The organism is Bathymodiolus platifrons methanotrophic gill symbiont (assembly GCF_002189065.1).
GTDB lineage: Bacteria > Pseudomonadota > Gammaproteobacteria > Methylococcales > Methylomonadaceae > Methyloprofundus.
In genome coordinates, this window is the sequence record NZ_BDMN01000176.1 from 1 (window position 1) to 15,770 (window position 15,770).

At 40.4% G+C, this 15,770-nt stretch carries 21 protein-coding genes and 1 pseudogene; 7 read left to right on the top strand and 15 right to left on the bottom strand.

All coding sequences use genetic code 11. From position 1 onward, the window contains the following. The 10 genes and pseudogenes from CDZ78_RS10590 to ubiG all read right to left on the bottom strand — a co-directional run. Positions 1 to 930: UDP-glucose 4-epimerase family protein (locus tag CDZ78_RS10590; protein ID WP_087870002.1), on the bottom strand; the 930-nt coding region annotated here is incomplete at its 3' end. 2 nt (positions 931 to 932) lie between these two features. After that, on the bottom strand, positions 933 to 1,799 hold the full coding sequence (locus CDZ78_RS10595) for a glycosyltransferase (protein ID WP_307190488.1): 867 nt from the start codon (positions 1,797 to 1,799) through the stop codon (positions 933 to 935). Positions 1,800 to 1,841: 42 nt separating this feature from the next. Continuing rightward, the gene (locus tag CDZ78_RS10600) at positions 1,842 to 2,447 is read right to left on the bottom strand and encodes an SMP-30/gluconolactonase/LRE family protein (protein ID WP_087869987.1); all 606 of its coding nucleotides are present in this window, start codon (positions 2,445 to 2,447) and stop codon (positions 1,842 to 1,844) included. An 86-nt stretch (positions 2,448 to 2,533) separates the two neighbouring features. After that, entirely contained in the window at positions 2,534 to 2,743 is a 210-nt protein-coding gene (locus tag CDZ78_RS10605; protein ID WP_087869988.1) for a hypothetical protein, read from the bottom strand. 26 nt (positions 2,744 to 2,769) lie between these two features. After that, positions 2,770 to 3,203, bottom strand: a pseudogene (locus CDZ78_RS10610) (GlcG/HbpS family heme-binding protein). A 271-nt stretch (positions 3,204 to 3,474) separates the two neighbouring features. Then, positions 3,475 to 4,254, bottom strand: a complete 780-nt coding sequence (locus CDZ78_RS10615) for a pentapeptide repeat-containing protein (RefSeq protein WP_087869989.1) — start codon at positions 4,252 to 4,254, stop codon at positions 3,475 to 3,477. 511 nt (positions 4,255 to 4,765) lie between these two features. Further along, positions 4,766 to 5,314: a putative Fe-S cluster assembly protein SufT gene (gene sufT / locus CDZ78_RS10620; RefSeq protein ID WP_087869990.1), complete on the bottom strand. Its 549-nt coding sequence runs from the start codon at positions 5,312 to 5,314 to the stop codon at positions 4,766 to 4,768. 11 nt (positions 5,315 to 5,325) lie between these two features. After that, on the bottom strand, positions 5,326 to 6,054 hold the full coding sequence (locus tag CDZ78_RS10625) for an SDR family NAD(P)-dependent oxidoreductase (protein ID WP_087869991.1): 729 nt from the start codon (positions 6,052 to 6,054) through the stop codon (positions 5,326 to 5,328). Beyond that, positions 6,041 to 6,727 (bottom strand): phosphoglycolate phosphatase, encoded by a 687-nt coding sequence (gene gph, locus CDZ78_RS10630; protein ID WP_087869992.1) that lies wholly within the window; start codon positions 6,725 to 6,727, stop codon positions 6,041 to 6,043. Before gph ends, CDZ78_RS10625 begins: the two co-directional genes overlap by 14 nt. Before the next feature lie 5 nt (positions 6,728 to 6,732). Continuing rightward, on the bottom strand, positions 6,733 to 7,440 hold the full coding sequence (ubiG, locus tag CDZ78_RS10635) for a bifunctional 2-polyprenyl-6-hydroxyphenol methylase/3-demethylubiquinol 3-O-methyltransferase UbiG (RefSeq protein ID WP_087869993.1): 708 nt from the start codon (positions 7,438 to 7,440) through the stop codon (positions 6,733 to 6,735). A gap of 245 nt (positions 7,441 to 7,685) precedes the next feature. Here ubiG and CDZ78_RS10640 point away from each other — a divergent pair, with 245 nt between their 5' ends. The 3 genes from CDZ78_RS10640 (at position 7,686) to fae (ending at position 10,075) form a co-directional block, all read left to right on the top strand. Beyond that, a complete protein-coding gene (locus CDZ78_RS10640; RefSeq protein WP_174664574.1) occupies positions 7,686 to 8,597 on the top strand; it encodes an ATP-grasp domain-containing protein in 912 nt (303 codons plus the stop codon). Continuing rightward, a complete protein-coding gene (locus tag CDZ78_RS10645) occupies positions 8,591 to 9,445 on the top strand; it encodes a triphosphoribosyl-dephospho-CoA synthase (RefSeq protein WP_087869995.1) in 855 nt (284 codons plus the stop codon). The genes CDZ78_RS10640 and CDZ78_RS10645 overlap by 7 nt, the downstream gene beginning before the upstream one ends. A 114-nt stretch (positions 9,446 to 9,559) precedes the next feature. After that, on the top strand, positions 9,560 to 10,075 hold the full coding sequence (fae, locus tag CDZ78_RS10650) for a formaldehyde-activating enzyme (RefSeq protein ID WP_087869996.1): 516 nt from the start codon (positions 9,560 to 9,562) through the stop codon (positions 10,073 to 10,075). A gap of 222 nt (positions 10,076 to 10,297) precedes the next feature. Here the strand turns inward: fae and CDZ78_RS10655 are convergent, their stop codons facing one another. From CDZ78_RS10655 to CDZ78_RS21930, 4 genes are all read right to left on the bottom strand, one after another. Further along, positions 10,298 to 10,966, bottom strand: a complete 669-nt coding sequence (locus CDZ78_RS10655) for an SLC13 family permease (protein WP_087869997.1) — start codon at positions 10,964 to 10,966, stop codon at positions 10,298 to 10,300. A 39-nt stretch (positions 10,967 to 11,005) separates the two neighbouring features. Further along, on the bottom strand, positions 11,006 to 11,611 hold the full coding sequence (locus tag CDZ78_RS10660) for a TrkA C-terminal domain-containing protein (RefSeq protein ID WP_087869998.1): 606 nt from the start codon (positions 11,609 to 11,611) through the stop codon (positions 11,006 to 11,008). A 71-nt stretch (positions 11,612 to 11,682) separates the two neighbouring features. Further along, a complete protein-coding gene (locus CDZ78_RS10665) occupies positions 11,683 to 12,000 on the bottom strand; it encodes an SLC13 family permease (protein ID WP_244559221.1) in 318 nt (105 codons plus the stop codon). Further along, on the bottom strand, positions 11,942 to 12,274 hold the full coding sequence (locus tag CDZ78_RS21930) for an SLC13 family permease (RefSeq protein ID WP_167374255.1): 333 nt from the start codon (positions 12,272 to 12,274) through the stop codon (positions 11,942 to 11,944). The genes CDZ78_RS10665 and CDZ78_RS21930 overlap by 59 nt, the downstream gene beginning before the upstream one ends. 197 nt (positions 12,275 to 12,471) lie before the next feature. Here CDZ78_RS21930 and lexA point away from each other — a divergent pair, with 197 nt between their 5' ends. The 4 genes from lexA (at position 12,472) to rnhA (ending at position 14,482) form a co-directional block, all read left to right on the top strand. Beyond that, positions 12,472 to 13,101 carry a transcriptional repressor LexA gene (gene lexA, locus CDZ78_RS10670; RefSeq protein ID WP_087870003.1) on the top strand — a complete coding sequence of 210 codons (630 nt, stop codon included), beginning with the start codon at positions 12,472 to 12,474 and terminating at the stop codon, positions 13,099 to 13,101. 10 nt (positions 13,102 to 13,111) lie between these two features. After that, a complete protein-coding gene (locus tag CDZ78_RS21935; RefSeq protein WP_167374256.1) occupies positions 13,112 to 13,261 on the top strand; it encodes a hypothetical protein in 150 nt (49 codons plus the stop codon). Positions 13,262 to 13,335: 74 nt separating this feature from the next. After that, on the top strand, positions 13,336 to 14,061 hold the full coding sequence (locus tag CDZ78_RS10675) for a class I SAM-dependent methyltransferase (RefSeq protein ID WP_087870000.1): 726 nt from the start codon (positions 13,336 to 13,338) through the stop codon (positions 14,059 to 14,061). Next, positions 14,045 to 14,482: a ribonuclease HI gene (gene rnhA, locus CDZ78_RS10680; RefSeq protein ID WP_087870001.1), complete on the top strand. Its 438-nt coding sequence runs from the start codon at positions 14,045 to 14,047 to the stop codon at positions 14,480 to 14,482. Before CDZ78_RS10675 ends, rnhA begins: the two co-directional genes overlap by 17 nt. Before the next feature lie 881 nt (positions 14,483 to 15,363). Here rnhA and CDZ78_RS10685 read toward each other — a convergent pair. Further along, on the bottom strand, positions 15,364 to 15,770 hold a 407-nt coding region (locus CDZ78_RS10685), incomplete at its 5' end, for a transposase (RefSeq protein WP_140414001.1).

Here is a 15,770-nt window from a genome sequence, read left to right on the forward strand (position 1 = left end):
CTCTGCGATTTTCTGTAATTGCTGATCCATGCTAATAACGGGCTGCCATCCTAGTAAATCTCTCGCTTTAAAGCTATCGACTAGCAGTGAACTAAATAATCGATTAGCCACATCTTGTTTACCAATTAACAGAGCGGCAAACCGCATCCAGCTAATCGGGACGGGTATTAATCGAGCTTTCTTTTGTAGTGCCCGTGCAATCTTTTGTAATAACTGTGTTGTGGAAACATCTTCCCCATCAGAAATCAGGAATACCTCATTTGCTGCTTTAGGATGATTGACACAGAGAATAATAAAATTGACCAAATTATCTAAAGCTACTAGGGAACGCTTGTTGTGGATACTGCCTAAAGGCAGTGGAATGCCTTTAAGTAGCCATTGGATCATGATTGCAAAGTTTGCTTTAACTCCAGGTCCGTAGACGAGAGGAGGGCGAATAATGACCACTTCAAGTCCTGAGCTTTTTGCCAAGGACATTAAACCGTGTTCTGCTTCGTATTTAGAAAGTGCATAGGGATCAGTAGGCGCTCCAGTGATTTCAGTTTGAAAGGGAGTTTCTTTTGTGGTCATCTCGCCATTGACTTTAATGGAGCTGATAAAGATAAACCTTTTGACACCTGCTTCTGCTGCTTGTATCGCAAGATTTAATGTGCCTACAGTATTTGTTTTGCGAAACTCTGCAAGTGGATCAGATGCCGTGTCCTGCATAATATGTGCACGAGCAGCCAGGTGAATAACGACATCAATATTTTGTAATGTTGCGCTATGGTCTGTGGCAGACGATAAGTCACCGAGTTCTATTTGTGGGGCTGATAATGTCGGACTTAGATGGCGTACCCCGGCAATAACACTGAATTTCTGTGTTAGTAATTCTTGCACGAGTGCTCTGCCTACAAAGCCAGTTGCGCCGGTCACTAAAATTCTTTTCATTGTTAATATAAGCCACAAAAAGCAATAAAAAACAGTATGCATCTATCCCGAAAACGTCGCCTGAGCTGACTGATATTTTTTAGAATAGACCATCTAGAATGCACATCCATATGATGTTCATTTATTAAGCTTGAAACCCTGACAACTTGTTGTTTACACCAGCCATTGTGTAATAGGCCAAGTCTTTTTATACTTGCTTGCCAGCCTTTATGGATACCCACCTGGTTATCAGGGTGTTGACGATAAAGTAATTTATAGTCTGGGTCGATAAACCAGGATAAGTCGCTAGCCCTAAAAAAGGCATAAATAAACCAGTCATGCAGGATGACTTGCTGGGCCTGTGGCCATTTTTCCTGTAATAAGTCCTTAAATAACATCATGGGCTCAGTGCGCAGTACATAGGTGCAGCCTGGTCCGGCAGCCTCAAATAAATAGTCGTATTTTCGTTGTGGTAAGGCCTTGTTAATTAACAATTCACGTCCATCAGGCCAGAATGCCAGAACATTCCCTGAATAGGCATGATAATTACCTTGTTCTAGCTTTGTACAGGCAGTCAATAGTTTGTCATCCAGCCAGATATCATCCTGATCAGCCAGGGCAACATAGTCAAAATCAGAAAAATCAACATCTTTGATTAAGCGATAAAAATTAGCTGCAGCACCGCCAAACTTTTGCCCATAAGCTAACATGATTATCTGAGGATGTTTTTTAGCAAAATCACAACAGCGTTGATAGCAATCGTCAGAAGATAGGTCAACGCTGATATAAATTGTTAGCCTAACACTCTGTTGGCGCAAAATACTTTGTAATTGTTCTTCAATAAATGCTGAGCCGTTATAGGCGGCAAGTAATACTGCTACATTTGGCAAGATTTGTCCCATAGGTTAAGTGGGTTGCAGAAATATGGGTGTTTACAGTGGTAGAAAAACAAGCTTGTTGAGTTTAAACAAAGGAATAAGTACACGTTGTCGTTTTGTATCAAAGCCCAGGTCTGCAGGAGCATCAAGCGAATCCGCCAAAATACTGTAAGTATTATCATTATTCAAAACGTAAAGGGCTGATGCACCCCAGCTGGAAATCAACAGCCGACCATCATCTAACTTAAGTAGTCCGTCCAGCCCGCCTTTTGGTGGTGTAGGCATTGCGTGCCTCTTGTTGTTGGCGTCGATGCGGTAGACTTCTCCAGAACCAAAGCTAACAACGGTAAGCTCCTTTCCTGAGGCAATTATGCCATTAGGTCGGCCCATATTTTTGTCCTGGATAATTAATTCATATTTACCATTTGGCCAGACCTTATATATGGCATCAGAGCCCGAGGAAGCATAAGATCCTTTCCCGGCAGTTAAGCCACTATCTGTTACGTAGACAAAATTACCATTCCCGGAAGTGATGCCCTTGATATTGATAGAGGCCTTTTGTTTGCCACTGGGGAGTGCAAAGATTTGTATCTGGTTAATATCAGTGACATATAGGTTTCCATGATGAATTTCTATACCCTTTGGGGCGTTCAAATGCACATTATTTTGCGTGCCGTCAATCCACTTGAGTTTGACGACGCTGCCATCAGGTCTGATTTTTGAGATAAATCCATTTCCTTCCGCGGCTAAAGCATTGCCATTGATATTACTGACCAGATAAACATCTTCTGCTGCATAATATTCAATTGATTCAGGTTCATTAAGCCTACGTTATCAATAATTATGCGCTTAGCAACCATCTTAACAGTTTTAGCGTCAGCAGCTAATGAGATTGCAGGATACAAAAATGTTGAGAGTGTCGCGCTGATAAGGAATCTTTTAATTTGTAAGTTCATGATTATCTCTATTATGTATGGCTGTCTCAGGTTCTCCAAGGATGCTCTGGAAGGTCAGATACCCCGGCAATCTGAGCTCCTGCCAGTGCAACAATATGATCATTCTCTACTGAACTACCACTTACACCAATTGCTCCAATAAGAATTCCATCACTGTCTACAATGGGCAATCCACCCGGAAACGTAATTAAGCCATCATTGGAATGTTCTATGCCGAATAATGGACCTTCTGGTTGCGAGAGTTGACCAATCTGGCCAGTAGGCATGCCAAATAAACAGGCGGTTTTTGCCTTTTTAATGGCAATATCGATACTTCCTACCCAGGATTATTCATCCGGGCAAAAGCTTTTAAACTGGCACCTGAGTCCACTACAGCAATACACATTTGAGTATCAGTCTCTTGAGATTTCTTAAGGGCGGCATCGATAATTTTTTGAGCTTGTTCAAATGAAACATGCATAGTATTCTCAAATGTTAAGGTAAATCTATTGATGCTTCACATAATCCTTACCCTGCAAAGCATACCCTGAATATTCTTCTTTATTTCCTTCACTCATGGTGTTTGCACTATTAGCGCATGAGGCGGATGGTTATAGACTAGAGCATTAAGCCATCAGGAAGATGAAATAGCTGTTATCTCTAGTGTAAGTGATTTCAGCTTTAACTACTAATTTTGGGTAATGCATTTAATAATGTGTATAGCTCTGGCATTATTATGAATAATTAGTTTTCTAATCAAACAGGGCAGTGCTTTTGCTCTTATTATTTTTTAGGCCTCGTATACTATCCTGACCTTGAATTTTATGAAAATTCGCTCCTGTGAGTGTGGCATTGGTAAAGTTTGATTCGGCTAACTTGGCAGAGGTGAAATCAACATGGCTAACATTAGCGTCAGTGAAATTGGCCGCGCCTAATTCTGCTGAAATCAGGATTGCATTTTCTAAATTAGCACCAGTCAAATTAGCGAAACGCATGGTTGTGCGGCCTAAGTCTGCATTTTTCATATTGGCATTGCTTAAATTGACTTTATTCAGGCTAACGCGCATTAAGCCCATAGGCTGATTTTTCATATCAGCTCCCCAGCGTACATTGGATAGGTTCGCGTTACTCATATTGGAATTATCCAGATTGGCAATCACGCGGCTATCGCTAAAGTTAACATTACTTAGGTCAGAACGCATCATGCTGACACCAAAGATACTGACTCTGGATAGGTTTGCACCAGATAAATTGATACCTGTCATCACGGTCAAATCCAAAACCAGGCCAGAAAGATTGCTCTGACTTAAATTTGCACCGCGCAGATCGGCACCCCACAAATCGGCGTTGCGGAAGTCTAGTTTAGATAAATTCACACCTTTTAAGTCTTTACGTCTAAGATCCGCTGGCTTGGTTTTAGTCGCTTTTTTTAACAGTTGTTGAACTTCACTACGGTTTAAATCGGCAGCATTGACAGTCATGCTGGATAAAATCAGTGATAGTGCAAGTATTATGTGTTTTTGGTGAATCATAGGTAGACTCCTGATTATTAGATAGCATGTACGGTACCCGTTTTGAGTACGGCGTGGCTTTAGATACTGTGAAAGTACCCAATAAAATCCCCCTCCTTAGTTAGGAGGGGTTAGGGGAGGTTTGATATATTAAAACTAATCACGCTATATCAATGATATATGTTTTCCTGGTTACGTACAACTCTCAGCCAAAGTAAAATTAAGCTTTAAACATCAGTATGTTAAAAAACACGTCATTCCCGAAGTCTACCCAGTCAAGCGTGGGCACAAGCTTTATCGGGAATCTATGCTTAACTAACGAGATTCCTGCTAAAAGCATACAGGAATGACGAGCTATGGCTGAGAGTCATGGGTAATCAGGTATGTTTTTATATGATCCCCCGTCAATCTCCCCTTCTCAAGGGGGGGAGGCTAAAAACAGATACTTTCACAGCCTCTAAAGCCCGCAATATTTATGCAGCGTTATTGGCGGGCTATAGCCACGGCCTACGTTGAGTATTAGTTGTTTGGTTTAAAAAAGCCCTAATTGTACCTGTGCAACTTCAGACATCATATCGCGGGACCAGGGCGGATCTAATACAATTTCAACTTGTACTGACTCTACGCCAGGTAAGGCACGGACAGCTTTTTCAACGTCACCTTGAATCACTGGCCCCATACCGCATCCTGGCGCGGTCAGTGTCATCATTATGCGTACACTATTGAGTGCTTTACCTACGCTTTCAACATTGCAGTTATAAACTAAACCTAGATCAACAATGTTTACCGGAATTTCAGGGTCATACACGGTCTTCATGACTTCCCAGCAGTTTTTCTCTACTGCAATAGCATCTGTTTCAGAAACTAAAGTATGTAACTCATGTGATTCCTTGCCTAAGGCGTCAGCATCGGCACTAGAAATCCGAACCATATGACCATGATCAGTAATAACTGTGTAGTTATTACCCAAATCCTGGTGAATAGTGACTTCTTTGCCTTTGCTCAGGGTGCCGTGATTCCCATCGGGGATAAGTACAACGTTTACATCACGTGTCAGGGTAATTGTTTCTCGTTCAGACATGATTGTATCTACTATAATTTGAAAGTTCGTGCATCTACAGTTTGGCCAGTCGTGCCTATGCTGTGAGCGCTAAATAAGTAAAGATAAGCCGGGGTTATTTCTTGCATTTCCGGTAATTTATTTTTATCTTCGGCAGGAAAAGCCTTTTTTCTAAGAGGGGAATTTATCGGGCCAGGGACTAAAATATTGACCCGTATTTTTCCTGCATCACTCAGTTCTTCAGCAAGAATCTTGGCGTAACTTTCTAAGGCAATTTTAGACACGCCGTAGGCACCTGAATAGGCACGGGGTTCACGAACAAAAGAATCACTGGTAAAGACAATCGATGCATGTTCGGATTTTTTTAACAAAGGCAATAAAACCTGGGTTAATAAAAAAGGTGCATTTAAGTTAACATTGAGTGTGTGCCCCCATGCCATTGTGCTGTGTATGGACATAGGCGTAAAGGCATCGAACTCTGTAGCTGAATGCAATAGACCATTTAAGTGTCCATATTTATCTTCGATAGCCTGAGCAAGTTCATGGTATTGAACTTCTGATGCACCGGCTAAATCAAAGGGATAAATGACAGGGGTGGGAGCATTGGCATCAATAATGGCATCATAAGCTTTTTCCAGTTTAGGTATGCTTTTATCCAGTAAAATAATCCTTGCGCCTTGTTTTGCAAGTGCTAGTGCCGCAGTGCTGCCTAAGCCTCCGCCAGCGCCAGTGATTAGAATAGAATGATTAGTTAAGGGCATGGGTTTGATTTGTTATCCAGTCTATAATTTCATTTGGGTGGTTTATTAATGCATCAGCCCCCCAGTCTTGCGGGTTATCATCGGGTTTTAAATAACCCCAGGTCGCTGCAAGAGTTTTCATATTAGCTGCCTTTCCCGCTGTTATGTCATGTCTGGCATCGCCAATATATAAACATTCTTCAGGGCTGACGTCTATCTGGCGACATGCAGTAAGCATAGGCTCCGGGTGAGGTTTGCTATATGCAGTCGTATCTCCACAGATAATGCAGGCGGAACGTCTGGTTAGATCCAGTGCATGCATTAAAGGGTGGGTCATACGTTCGCGTTTGTTGGTAATGACACCCCAGGGAATACCTTTGGCCTCAAGAATAATAAGGAGTTCGGACATTCCTGCATAAAGCTGAGTGAAGTCAGCAATATGGTTCTCATAATAATTAAGTAACCACTCTAGAATTTCTGCTTTTAAAGCATCGCTAACATCTTGTTCTAGTGCTGTCTCGATCATAACTGCCGCACCATAAGAAATATAAGGTGTGATAAAGTCGACCGCTACTTCCGGGTAGTGAAAATGTACCAGTGCTTTATTCAGTGCAGTGGTTAAATCAGGGGCTGTATTCAGCAGTGTACCGTCTAAATCAAACAGTACACAGGATAAGCCAAACTCATTATTCATGGTTTTTATTCAGGGCGCTTAAATGCTGCTATGTAATTGATGTCTATATCATCATTTAAACTGAAATTTTTAGTCAGGGGATTATATTGAATGCCAATCATACCCTGTAATTCAAGCCCTGCATTACGTGCCGACTGGCTAAGCTCAGAAGGTTTGATAAAGGTTTTGTAATCATGTGTGCCAGCAGGCAGCATTTTTAAAATATGCTCGGCAGCAACAATAGCTAATAAATAGGCTTTAGGTTTGCGGTTTAATGTAGAAAAGAATACATAACCACCGGGTTTAACCATTTTGGCACAGGCAGCGATAACTGAACCTGGTTCTGGGACATGTTCTAGCATTTCCATACACACAATATGGTCAAAGCTTTCTGGTTCAGCCTCAGCTAGTGATTCAGCACTGATTTTCTTGTAGTTTGCTGTGACACCAGATTCCAGGCCATGTAAATCAGCAATATCAATTAAGTCTTCGCTTAAATCAATGCCCAGCATATTGGCACCTTTTTTGGCTAAACCTTCAGTTAGAATACCGCCTCCACAGCCAACATCGACAATTCTCTTATCTTGAAGGCTAATAAATTTCTGGATAAAGTTTATGCGTAACGGGTTAACATCATGTAGGGTTTTAAACTCACCATTTCTGTCCCACCAGCGTTCTGCCTGGGAACCAAATTTATGAATTTCGTGTGCGTGTACGTTTTCTGTTGCTGTCATGATTGAGGGACCGTATTGATTTTGGCTATAGTATACTATAATACTAGGTTATTAGGATATGCTATTAATAAAAATTGTTAAATCAGTTATTTAAGGTGTTTGTATTTAACAAAATACCCCGTTCTTGTGTCAGTGTTATGGGGCTCAGAATATTATTCCTATATGAATTCCTTGGTAAAGCTTAGGTGATATTTTATTAACGGTATAATGTTTGGTTTCTTATTTTACAGGTTTTAACTTTAATTGTGGGACGAATAGCAATATTTACAGATGATCCTGGTTGGCATGGTAAGCAACTACGCCAGGCTTTTGCAGCGCGTGGCTATAGTGCGGAATATGTTTCTTTGACGGAGTGCCGTATACAGCTAGAAGATGGACTTTTGCCACTTTATATTCCAGGTTTCACAGGAACATTGCCTGATGCGGTCTTTGTGCGTGGTGTGCCGGGGGGGTCTTTAGAAGAAGTCGTGTTGTACCTGGATATATTGCATGCGCTGAAGATAATGGGTATACCTGTCTATAATAATGGGCATGCAATAGAGCGTAGTGTCGACAAGGGCATGACTAGCTTTTTATTGCAGCAACACTCTGTGCCGACACCACAAACCTGGGTACTTAGGGACCGGCATCAGGCTTTAGCAATTGCTGAAGAGCAATTGAGGGCAGGGCATCAATTAATTAGTAAGCCGATCTTTGGTTCGCAAGGTGAGGGAATACGTCGTATAGAAAAGATGAGCGATTTATTTTGGCTGAGCCATAGTCACGGTGTGTATTATTTACAGCGGTTTGTTCAGTGTGCCGGTGAAGGCTTTTCTGATTGGCGTGTGTTTGTTGTACAGGGTAAAGTCATAGCGACTATGCGCCGGCGTGGCATACATTGGTTAAATAATGTTGCCAGAGGCGCGAAATGTGAAGCGATGCAAGTTAATCAAGAGATGGCTGAAATAGCGATTCAAGCAGTTAAGGCGTTAAGTATGAATTATGCAGGTGTAGATATTATTTGCACTCAAGAAGGTGATTATAAAGTGATAGAGGTAAATAGTATTCCCGCATGGAAGGGTCTGGAAAGTGTCTGTAATATACGGGTAGCTGAATTATTGGTGGATGATTTGTTAAATTATTGTGCTCAGCCCGAGAAGGTTAGCGTCGTATGTTAAATCAGCAACAATTAATTCAAGCCTATGAATATGCCTGTGAAATAGAACTACGCGCTTTTAAACCTGGTAATGTTAGTGTTTACGCTGATGGTCATGATATGACCGTTGAGGATTTTCGCACTAGTGCCAGAAAAAGTTCTGAGCCGATAACGAGTGTTGATTTTTGTTTAGGGGAGCGAATTTATTATGCTGTTAAGGCTACCCGGGAAGCGGTAGGCTGTAATACTAATTTAGGCATTATTTTATTATGTGCGCCCTTATTGCTGGCTGCTGAAAAAGCAAAATCTACAACACAGCTAAGGGAGTTGTTAGCAGAGGTGTTGGCAACAACTAGTGTTGAAGATGCTGAATGGGTTTTTCGTGCAATTGCATTGGCTGCACCTGGGGGGCTAGGTAAGTCAGATGCGCAGGATGTGTCTGAAAAGCCAGATGTGACGCTAACTCAAGCGATGGAAATAGCGAGTAAGAAAGACAGAATCGCGTTACAGTTCATAACAAATTACAAAGATGTTTTCGATTTTTTGGTTTTAAGGTATAATGCGAGCTTCAATCGATGGGGTGATGCGGAATGGTCGGCTGTCGCAGTTTATGCGGCGATGTTGGCTAAGTGTCCAGATAGTCATATCGAACGAAAATACGGCGTCCTCCACACCAAGATGGTGATGGATAAGATGTCTTTGGTTGACGATAAGTTATCTGAGTCTGATAGACCTGAGCAGTTAATGGGCTATCTACATAAAATAGATAACGAATTCAAGTCTGCTGGAATTAATCCAGGAACAACGGCCGATTTTACGGTAGTCACTATTTTAGCGGTACAGTTAGAACAGTTATTATCGAATAAATAGATTTGTTGAGATAATGAATTATTGTTTTCCATAAACAATTGTAGTATTCGAGGATATTGGCTCAAGTCAAATCCAGATATAGTTTTTTCTTTTTTTTCTAAAGGTATTTGTAGCATGGCTAAAATTAACAACTTACGCGTTGGTGAATCTTTAAACGGTGACGGAAACGAAGTTGCTCACATTGACTTAATGATTGGACCTCGTGGTTCAGCTGCAGAGTCTGCTTTCGCAAACTGCTTAACAAACAACAAAGACGGTTTCTCAAGCTTATTAGCTGTTGTTGCTCCTAACCTTATGGTTAAGCCTGCAACTGTTATGTTCAACAAAGTAACAATCAAAGGTTCTAAGCAAGCAGTTCAAATGTTTGGCCCAGCACAACGTGGTGTTGCAATGGCTGTTGCTGATTGTGTTGAAGATGGAACTATCCCAGCTGATGAAGCTGATGATTTATTTATCTCTGTTGGTGTATTCATTCACTGGTTAGCAGAAGATGATACAGCTATTGAGAAAAATAACTACGATGCTGTTAAAGCATCTATCAAACATGCTGTAGCTGGTACACCTACTGCAGCTGAAGTTGTTGCTCAAAAAGCAACTTCTGAGCATCCATTTGCTGCAAACAAAGTTTAATCTTAACGATTAAAACAAGTTTGAAAAAAGCCTCGGTTTATCCGGGGCTTTTTTTTGCCTGCTGTTTATAGGATGCGAATTTAATAATATTCGGTAGAGCGGACTAAAGTCCACTCTACGTGCCTATCAACATTACCAAGACATTTTCTAAAAAGGTTAAATCAATTTTGCCGAGATACTTATATCAGCTTTTTCTCTTTAATATTCAGGAAAGGCCGTAGATTAAAAAGCCCATATCTGAGGAATGAGCCATAGCGTAATACAGGCAACTATCAGGCTGAGTGGTAGACCTAATTTTATGTAATCAGTAAATCGATAACCACCAGGACCAAATACCATCAAGTTTGTTTGATAACCAATCGGTGTCACAAAGCTAGCTGAGGCAGAAATCATGACAGCAACCGCAAATGGAGCAATACTTACATCCAGGCTTTGTGCTCCACTCATGGCGATGGGAAACATGACGATGGCCGCTGCATTATTAGTAATGGTTTCTGTTAATAGTGCTGTAGCAATATAAACCAGGGCCAACATCACTAAAGGGTTACCATTCGCAATTAATAGGGCTTGACCAGCAATCATATCGGCAAGACCGACTTTTTGTACTGCTGTTCCTAGACCATAAGCACAGGCAATAACCAGTAAGACCTTATCGTCAATACTAGCGCGTGCATCTTCCATATTTAAACAGCCACTTAGTAGCATGGCACCAGCAGCGAGGACAGCGGCTGATAAAATATTCATCGTGCCGGTAATAATAAGCATAACCATCAATACCATAATAGCTATCGCCCGTGGGGCTCGATTATGGCGTACATTGCTAGAGTTTTCTAGACGGCTGATCAAGCCGCTGACTTCAAAGAAATAATGCCGATTGTATTTGATACACATTTACCAAAATGGAATTACCGTGCAATTCCTCAAGAATAATTAATATCGGGAAGTTGTTTCGTGCTTATTCCTAAGCATAACCATCAATACCATAATAGCTATCGCCCGTGGGGCTCGATTATGGCGTACATTGCTAGAGTTTTCTAGACGGCTGATCAGTAAGAAATCACGACTATTACGGAATTTAAATAGAAAGCCTTTTTGTGCTTCCAATAGTAAAGTATCCCCTGCCTGAAGCATAATATCTCCAATTTTTCCTGTTAAGCGCTGCCCATTGCGGGCAATAGATAAAATAACGGCACTATAGCGATGCCTAAAACGTGATTCCCGTATATTAAGTCCGGTAACTGGGCTTTCAGCAGAAATGACCGCTTCAAATAAACGGCGCTCGTGGGTACGCCCCTCAAGTTTAAATACCTGGTCTGATGCAACAGCAAGCCCACGGATACGCCGTAATTCAACAACAGAATCTACAGCACCAGCAAATACCAGTCGATCACCTGATTGAATAACCGTCTGTGGAGAAACCACAGGAATAATATCTCCATTACGTACAGTTTCTATTAAAAATAGCCCAGGTAAGTGACGTAATCCCGCATCCTGTATAGTCTGGCCAGATAATTCACAGTTAGCTTGTACTAACATTTCAACTAAGTGCTCGCGTACATCACTAAATTTTTCGATTGCGCCTGTTCTATTTGAGAGCAGGTGGGGGCCTATAAAATAAGATACACACAGCCAACGAAAGTAATTGGCAAACCTACGGCTGCAATTTCAAATAGATCAAATCCAGGGAAGCCAGATTGACGGATTAGACCATCAACAATCAGGTTAGTACTAGTACCAATAAGAGAGCAGGTTCCCCCCATAATGGATGCATAACTTAAGGGTAATAGAAATTTTGATGCATTAAATCCGCTACGTTTACACCAGTCTTGTACTGCGCTAGTAAACATAGCAACAACAGGGCTGTTATTAATGAAGATACTGATAGTCGCTGCTGGCAATAACAGACGTATAAGAGCAAGGCTCATAGTGTGTGGTCGGTCGTCCCAAAAGAAAGCGACCAAGCCATGCGATAGCACCAGTTTCACGTAAGCCAGCAACAGTGACATAAAGTACAGCAATAGTTGCCATTCCCGGGCTTGCAAATCCACCTAGAGCTTGGGTAGGTGTCAATATGCCAGAAATAAGTAATAAGCCTAAAGCCCCTAATAATATAGTATCGGGAGAAAAACGGTTGCTGGCAAGTAGTAATACGGAGCAGGGCAAAATAATTGCCACAGCAAAAAGGTCTAATGGGATCAAAACAAAGTTATCCGTATAAGAAACAAAAATAGGGGTTATAGAATTTAGCAAATAATTCTAACATGTCTTTTTTATAGCAGGGCTACAAACTATTGTATCGCTGAAATAAGAAAAAAAGGCAGGAGAAAAAACAAAAATAAAACTTGTTCTTTATTTGTTCTCCTGCTATTGTTTTTACGAAACAAATGGAGAGCGAATTGAAAGAGCTAACCCGGAAACAGCAGGATATTTTTGAGTATCTAATTAATAATTATGCGAATTTTTCTTATCCGCCTACTTTAGATGAAGTATGTGTTGAGCTAGGATTAAATTCACGGGGTTCATTGCATAAGCATATCAAAGCATTAATAGAAGCGGGCCTGATTGAAGCTTTAGATCGTAAACAAACAGGAATCAGGTTAACTGAAAAAGCAAAACAATATATGCAATCAGATGATGAATCTATGGGGACTCCTTTTGTTGGGTTTATTGCTGCCGGGAAACCGATAGAAGCAATAGAGCAAGTCAGTTATATCAATATTCCAGACCAGATTAAAACCGAAAAATCATGTTATATCCTGCAAATTAAAGGAGAGTCAATGATAGAGGAGGGTATTTTTGATGGTGACTGGGTCATTATTGAGCAAAGAAGTAGCGCACGTAATGGTGAGATAGTTGTTGCTCTGATAGATAAATCTGAGGCAACTTTAAAGTTTATAGAGCAGTATCCGCATGAAACATTATTAATTCCAGCAAATTCCAACATGTCTGCCATGAAATACAAACCTGAGCAAGTGGAAATACAGGGTGTATTAGTCGGTCAGATGCGTAGTTATATAAATCATTAGGAGAACGAAAATGCAACAAAAAATTCATATGCAAGATCAAGTTACCAACCGTATTGATATGATTATGCAAGACCAGCAACATTGGTTGATACATGCCGTAGAAGATTTGGCGACCTTATGCTTTGTCGTTTCAATTGTCGCGGTTGGAATTATTTGGTAATAAAATTAATTATTACTTTATTTGCTATAACAATCTGGTATCTTTAATGACTTGTGTTTATATGAGTAAAGATAATGCATCGCAAGGTATTGCTTGAGTGGTTTGCCACTTCTAAAGGTCAGATTTTACAACAGCAAGAGGCTGCTTTCTTGCAGCGATCTATCACTGTTAGCTGCAAACAGATTGTTGTGCAAATAGGTGCTCTAGGTTGGGAAAATGATTTTATTGACTGTAGTTTATATCAACAATTCTATGTTATGGATGACGAGCAGGATCCCTGGTATAAAAGTAAAGTACTCAGAGGAACAACGGTAGCTCTACCGTTTAAGTCTGAATCAGTGGATATGGTTATATTGCCACACTCACTTGAATTTGACCGCCATAAACACCAGGTATTACGTGAAGTAGAGCGCATATTAAAACCAGAGGGAAAATTGACTATCCTTAGTTTTAATCCCTGGAATATTTACATCAACCTGCAATATATGAAGCGTAGAGAAAAACACACCCCCTGGATTCCTGGCTTAGTTAGTCGTACCCGGCTCGAAGACTGGTTACGTTTATTAAACTTTGAAGTAGAGTTAGCTGCAGGATTTAATTTTGATGCGACGCGCATTAACTCTGGACATGCTGAAGGAAGAGGGCAAGAATTAAGAGTTGCTGCCTATGGAATTAAAGCGATTAAAAGATGTTATCATCTTATCCCTTTGACACCAATAAGAGAATATCAACAAAAATTTGCGATGGCAAAGTTAATAAATATTCCATTAGAACAAAGACAATATGATAAAGATAGTTGAAATATATACCGATGGTGCTTGTCGAGGAAATCCTGGGCCTGGCGGCTGGGGCGTATGGTTAAAAAGAGGTGATGCCGAAAAAGAATTATTCGGTGGAGAGCAGGAAACGACTAATAACCGCATGGAACTAATGGCAGCTATCCAGGCATTGGAAATATTAAATCAGCCCTGCGCAGTTAAACTATACAGTGATTCCAAATACGTTTTACAAGGAATCACAGAATGGATGGTTAACTGGAAAAAAAGAGGCTGGAAAACTGCAGCAAAAAAGCCGGTAAAAAATGAGGATTTGTGGCGTCGTTTAGATAGTGCAATGCAAAAACACGAAATAGACTGGACCTGGGTAAAAGGACACTCAGGAAATCCTGGGAATGAAAGGGCAGATCAATTAGCCAATCAGGGAATTGATTCTTTAAAATAACAGTAGAAGGGATCACTTGAATTAAAAACTGGAGATTCAGGCAATAAAGCCGCTTCAGTACTTGAACTTTGAAAGTTAAGGTGATTGCCGGAAAAGAATATACCAGATTGTGCAGGATTTTTGTTCACAACGCCTAAGAAGGGCAAAAAGACAAGTAAGCTGGTATATTCTTTGACAGAAATCACCTAATTGCAATGGATAATTCTTAAAGTTCTTTAGATATAAAAAAAATGCTTCGATGACTCAATCGAGCTGGCCAACAAAAAGCGTGTTCATAGTATCTAATTAACTTAATCTGACATGTTTCACATTTAGTCACAATCAAATTGTACAATTTCAGAATAGCTGGTTGCAGACATTGCAACAAACAATTGTCAATCGAGGCTGACTCTTTTGGTTTCATTGACCCCTTTATTTCAATTCCACGGGTTATGTAACTTTGTTTCAAATAATTTAAAATCATCAGTATTACGAGTAATTAATATAAGACCACCGTGCATTGTTGATGCTGCAATTAATGTGTCCATAATAGGGCGCGTTAATCTTTTTTTACTAAAAAACCCTAATAATTCTCCCCATTAGCGTGCTAATTGGGTGTCAACAGGAATGATCTTGACTTCAAACCACGGTAACAGAATATCGTTTAGTCATCGCGTCAAGTTTTGTTGATAGTCAGGGCGTTAAGTTGACTGATTCCTTTTTGAATTTCGCAAATACTTACGCTACTGATGTATAAAGATTGCTCATCAATATGACTCAACCAGTCAATAACACACTAGTGATGAAAACGTATAATCCAATCACAATAAGCACGTTCAGTATGAATCGAGTAATGTAAACGCTGAAAAATGCTCTGTGTTTCCTCTAGTAAATTCTTGGCTCTATGTGAAATACAGTGGGTAGTCGAATTTTAACTTACCACAAAGAAAGTAAATCATATTGATAAAATTATTAATATTGCGATAACCTCTTGCTCGTCGTTTGGCCAGTTGGACCTTGCTATTAATTCCCTCAAGAATTCCATTTGTAATCTTCGTTTCAACGAAATGAATAATGCCAGACCAATGGCTCCTAACGGTCTTTACAAACTTCATAAATGCTGAGATTTTAGATTTTTCTACTTCTTCACACCACTGCTTTAGAAAGGCTTCAGCCGATACTTTATCGGGCATTGACCATAAGTCATTAAAAAGCTCTTTCAATCGATATGCCTGCCCTAACGTAGGATATAGGTCAATCATTTCAGCTAATGAAACTTCTTGTTTATTGGTTAAGTTTTCTCGGTTCC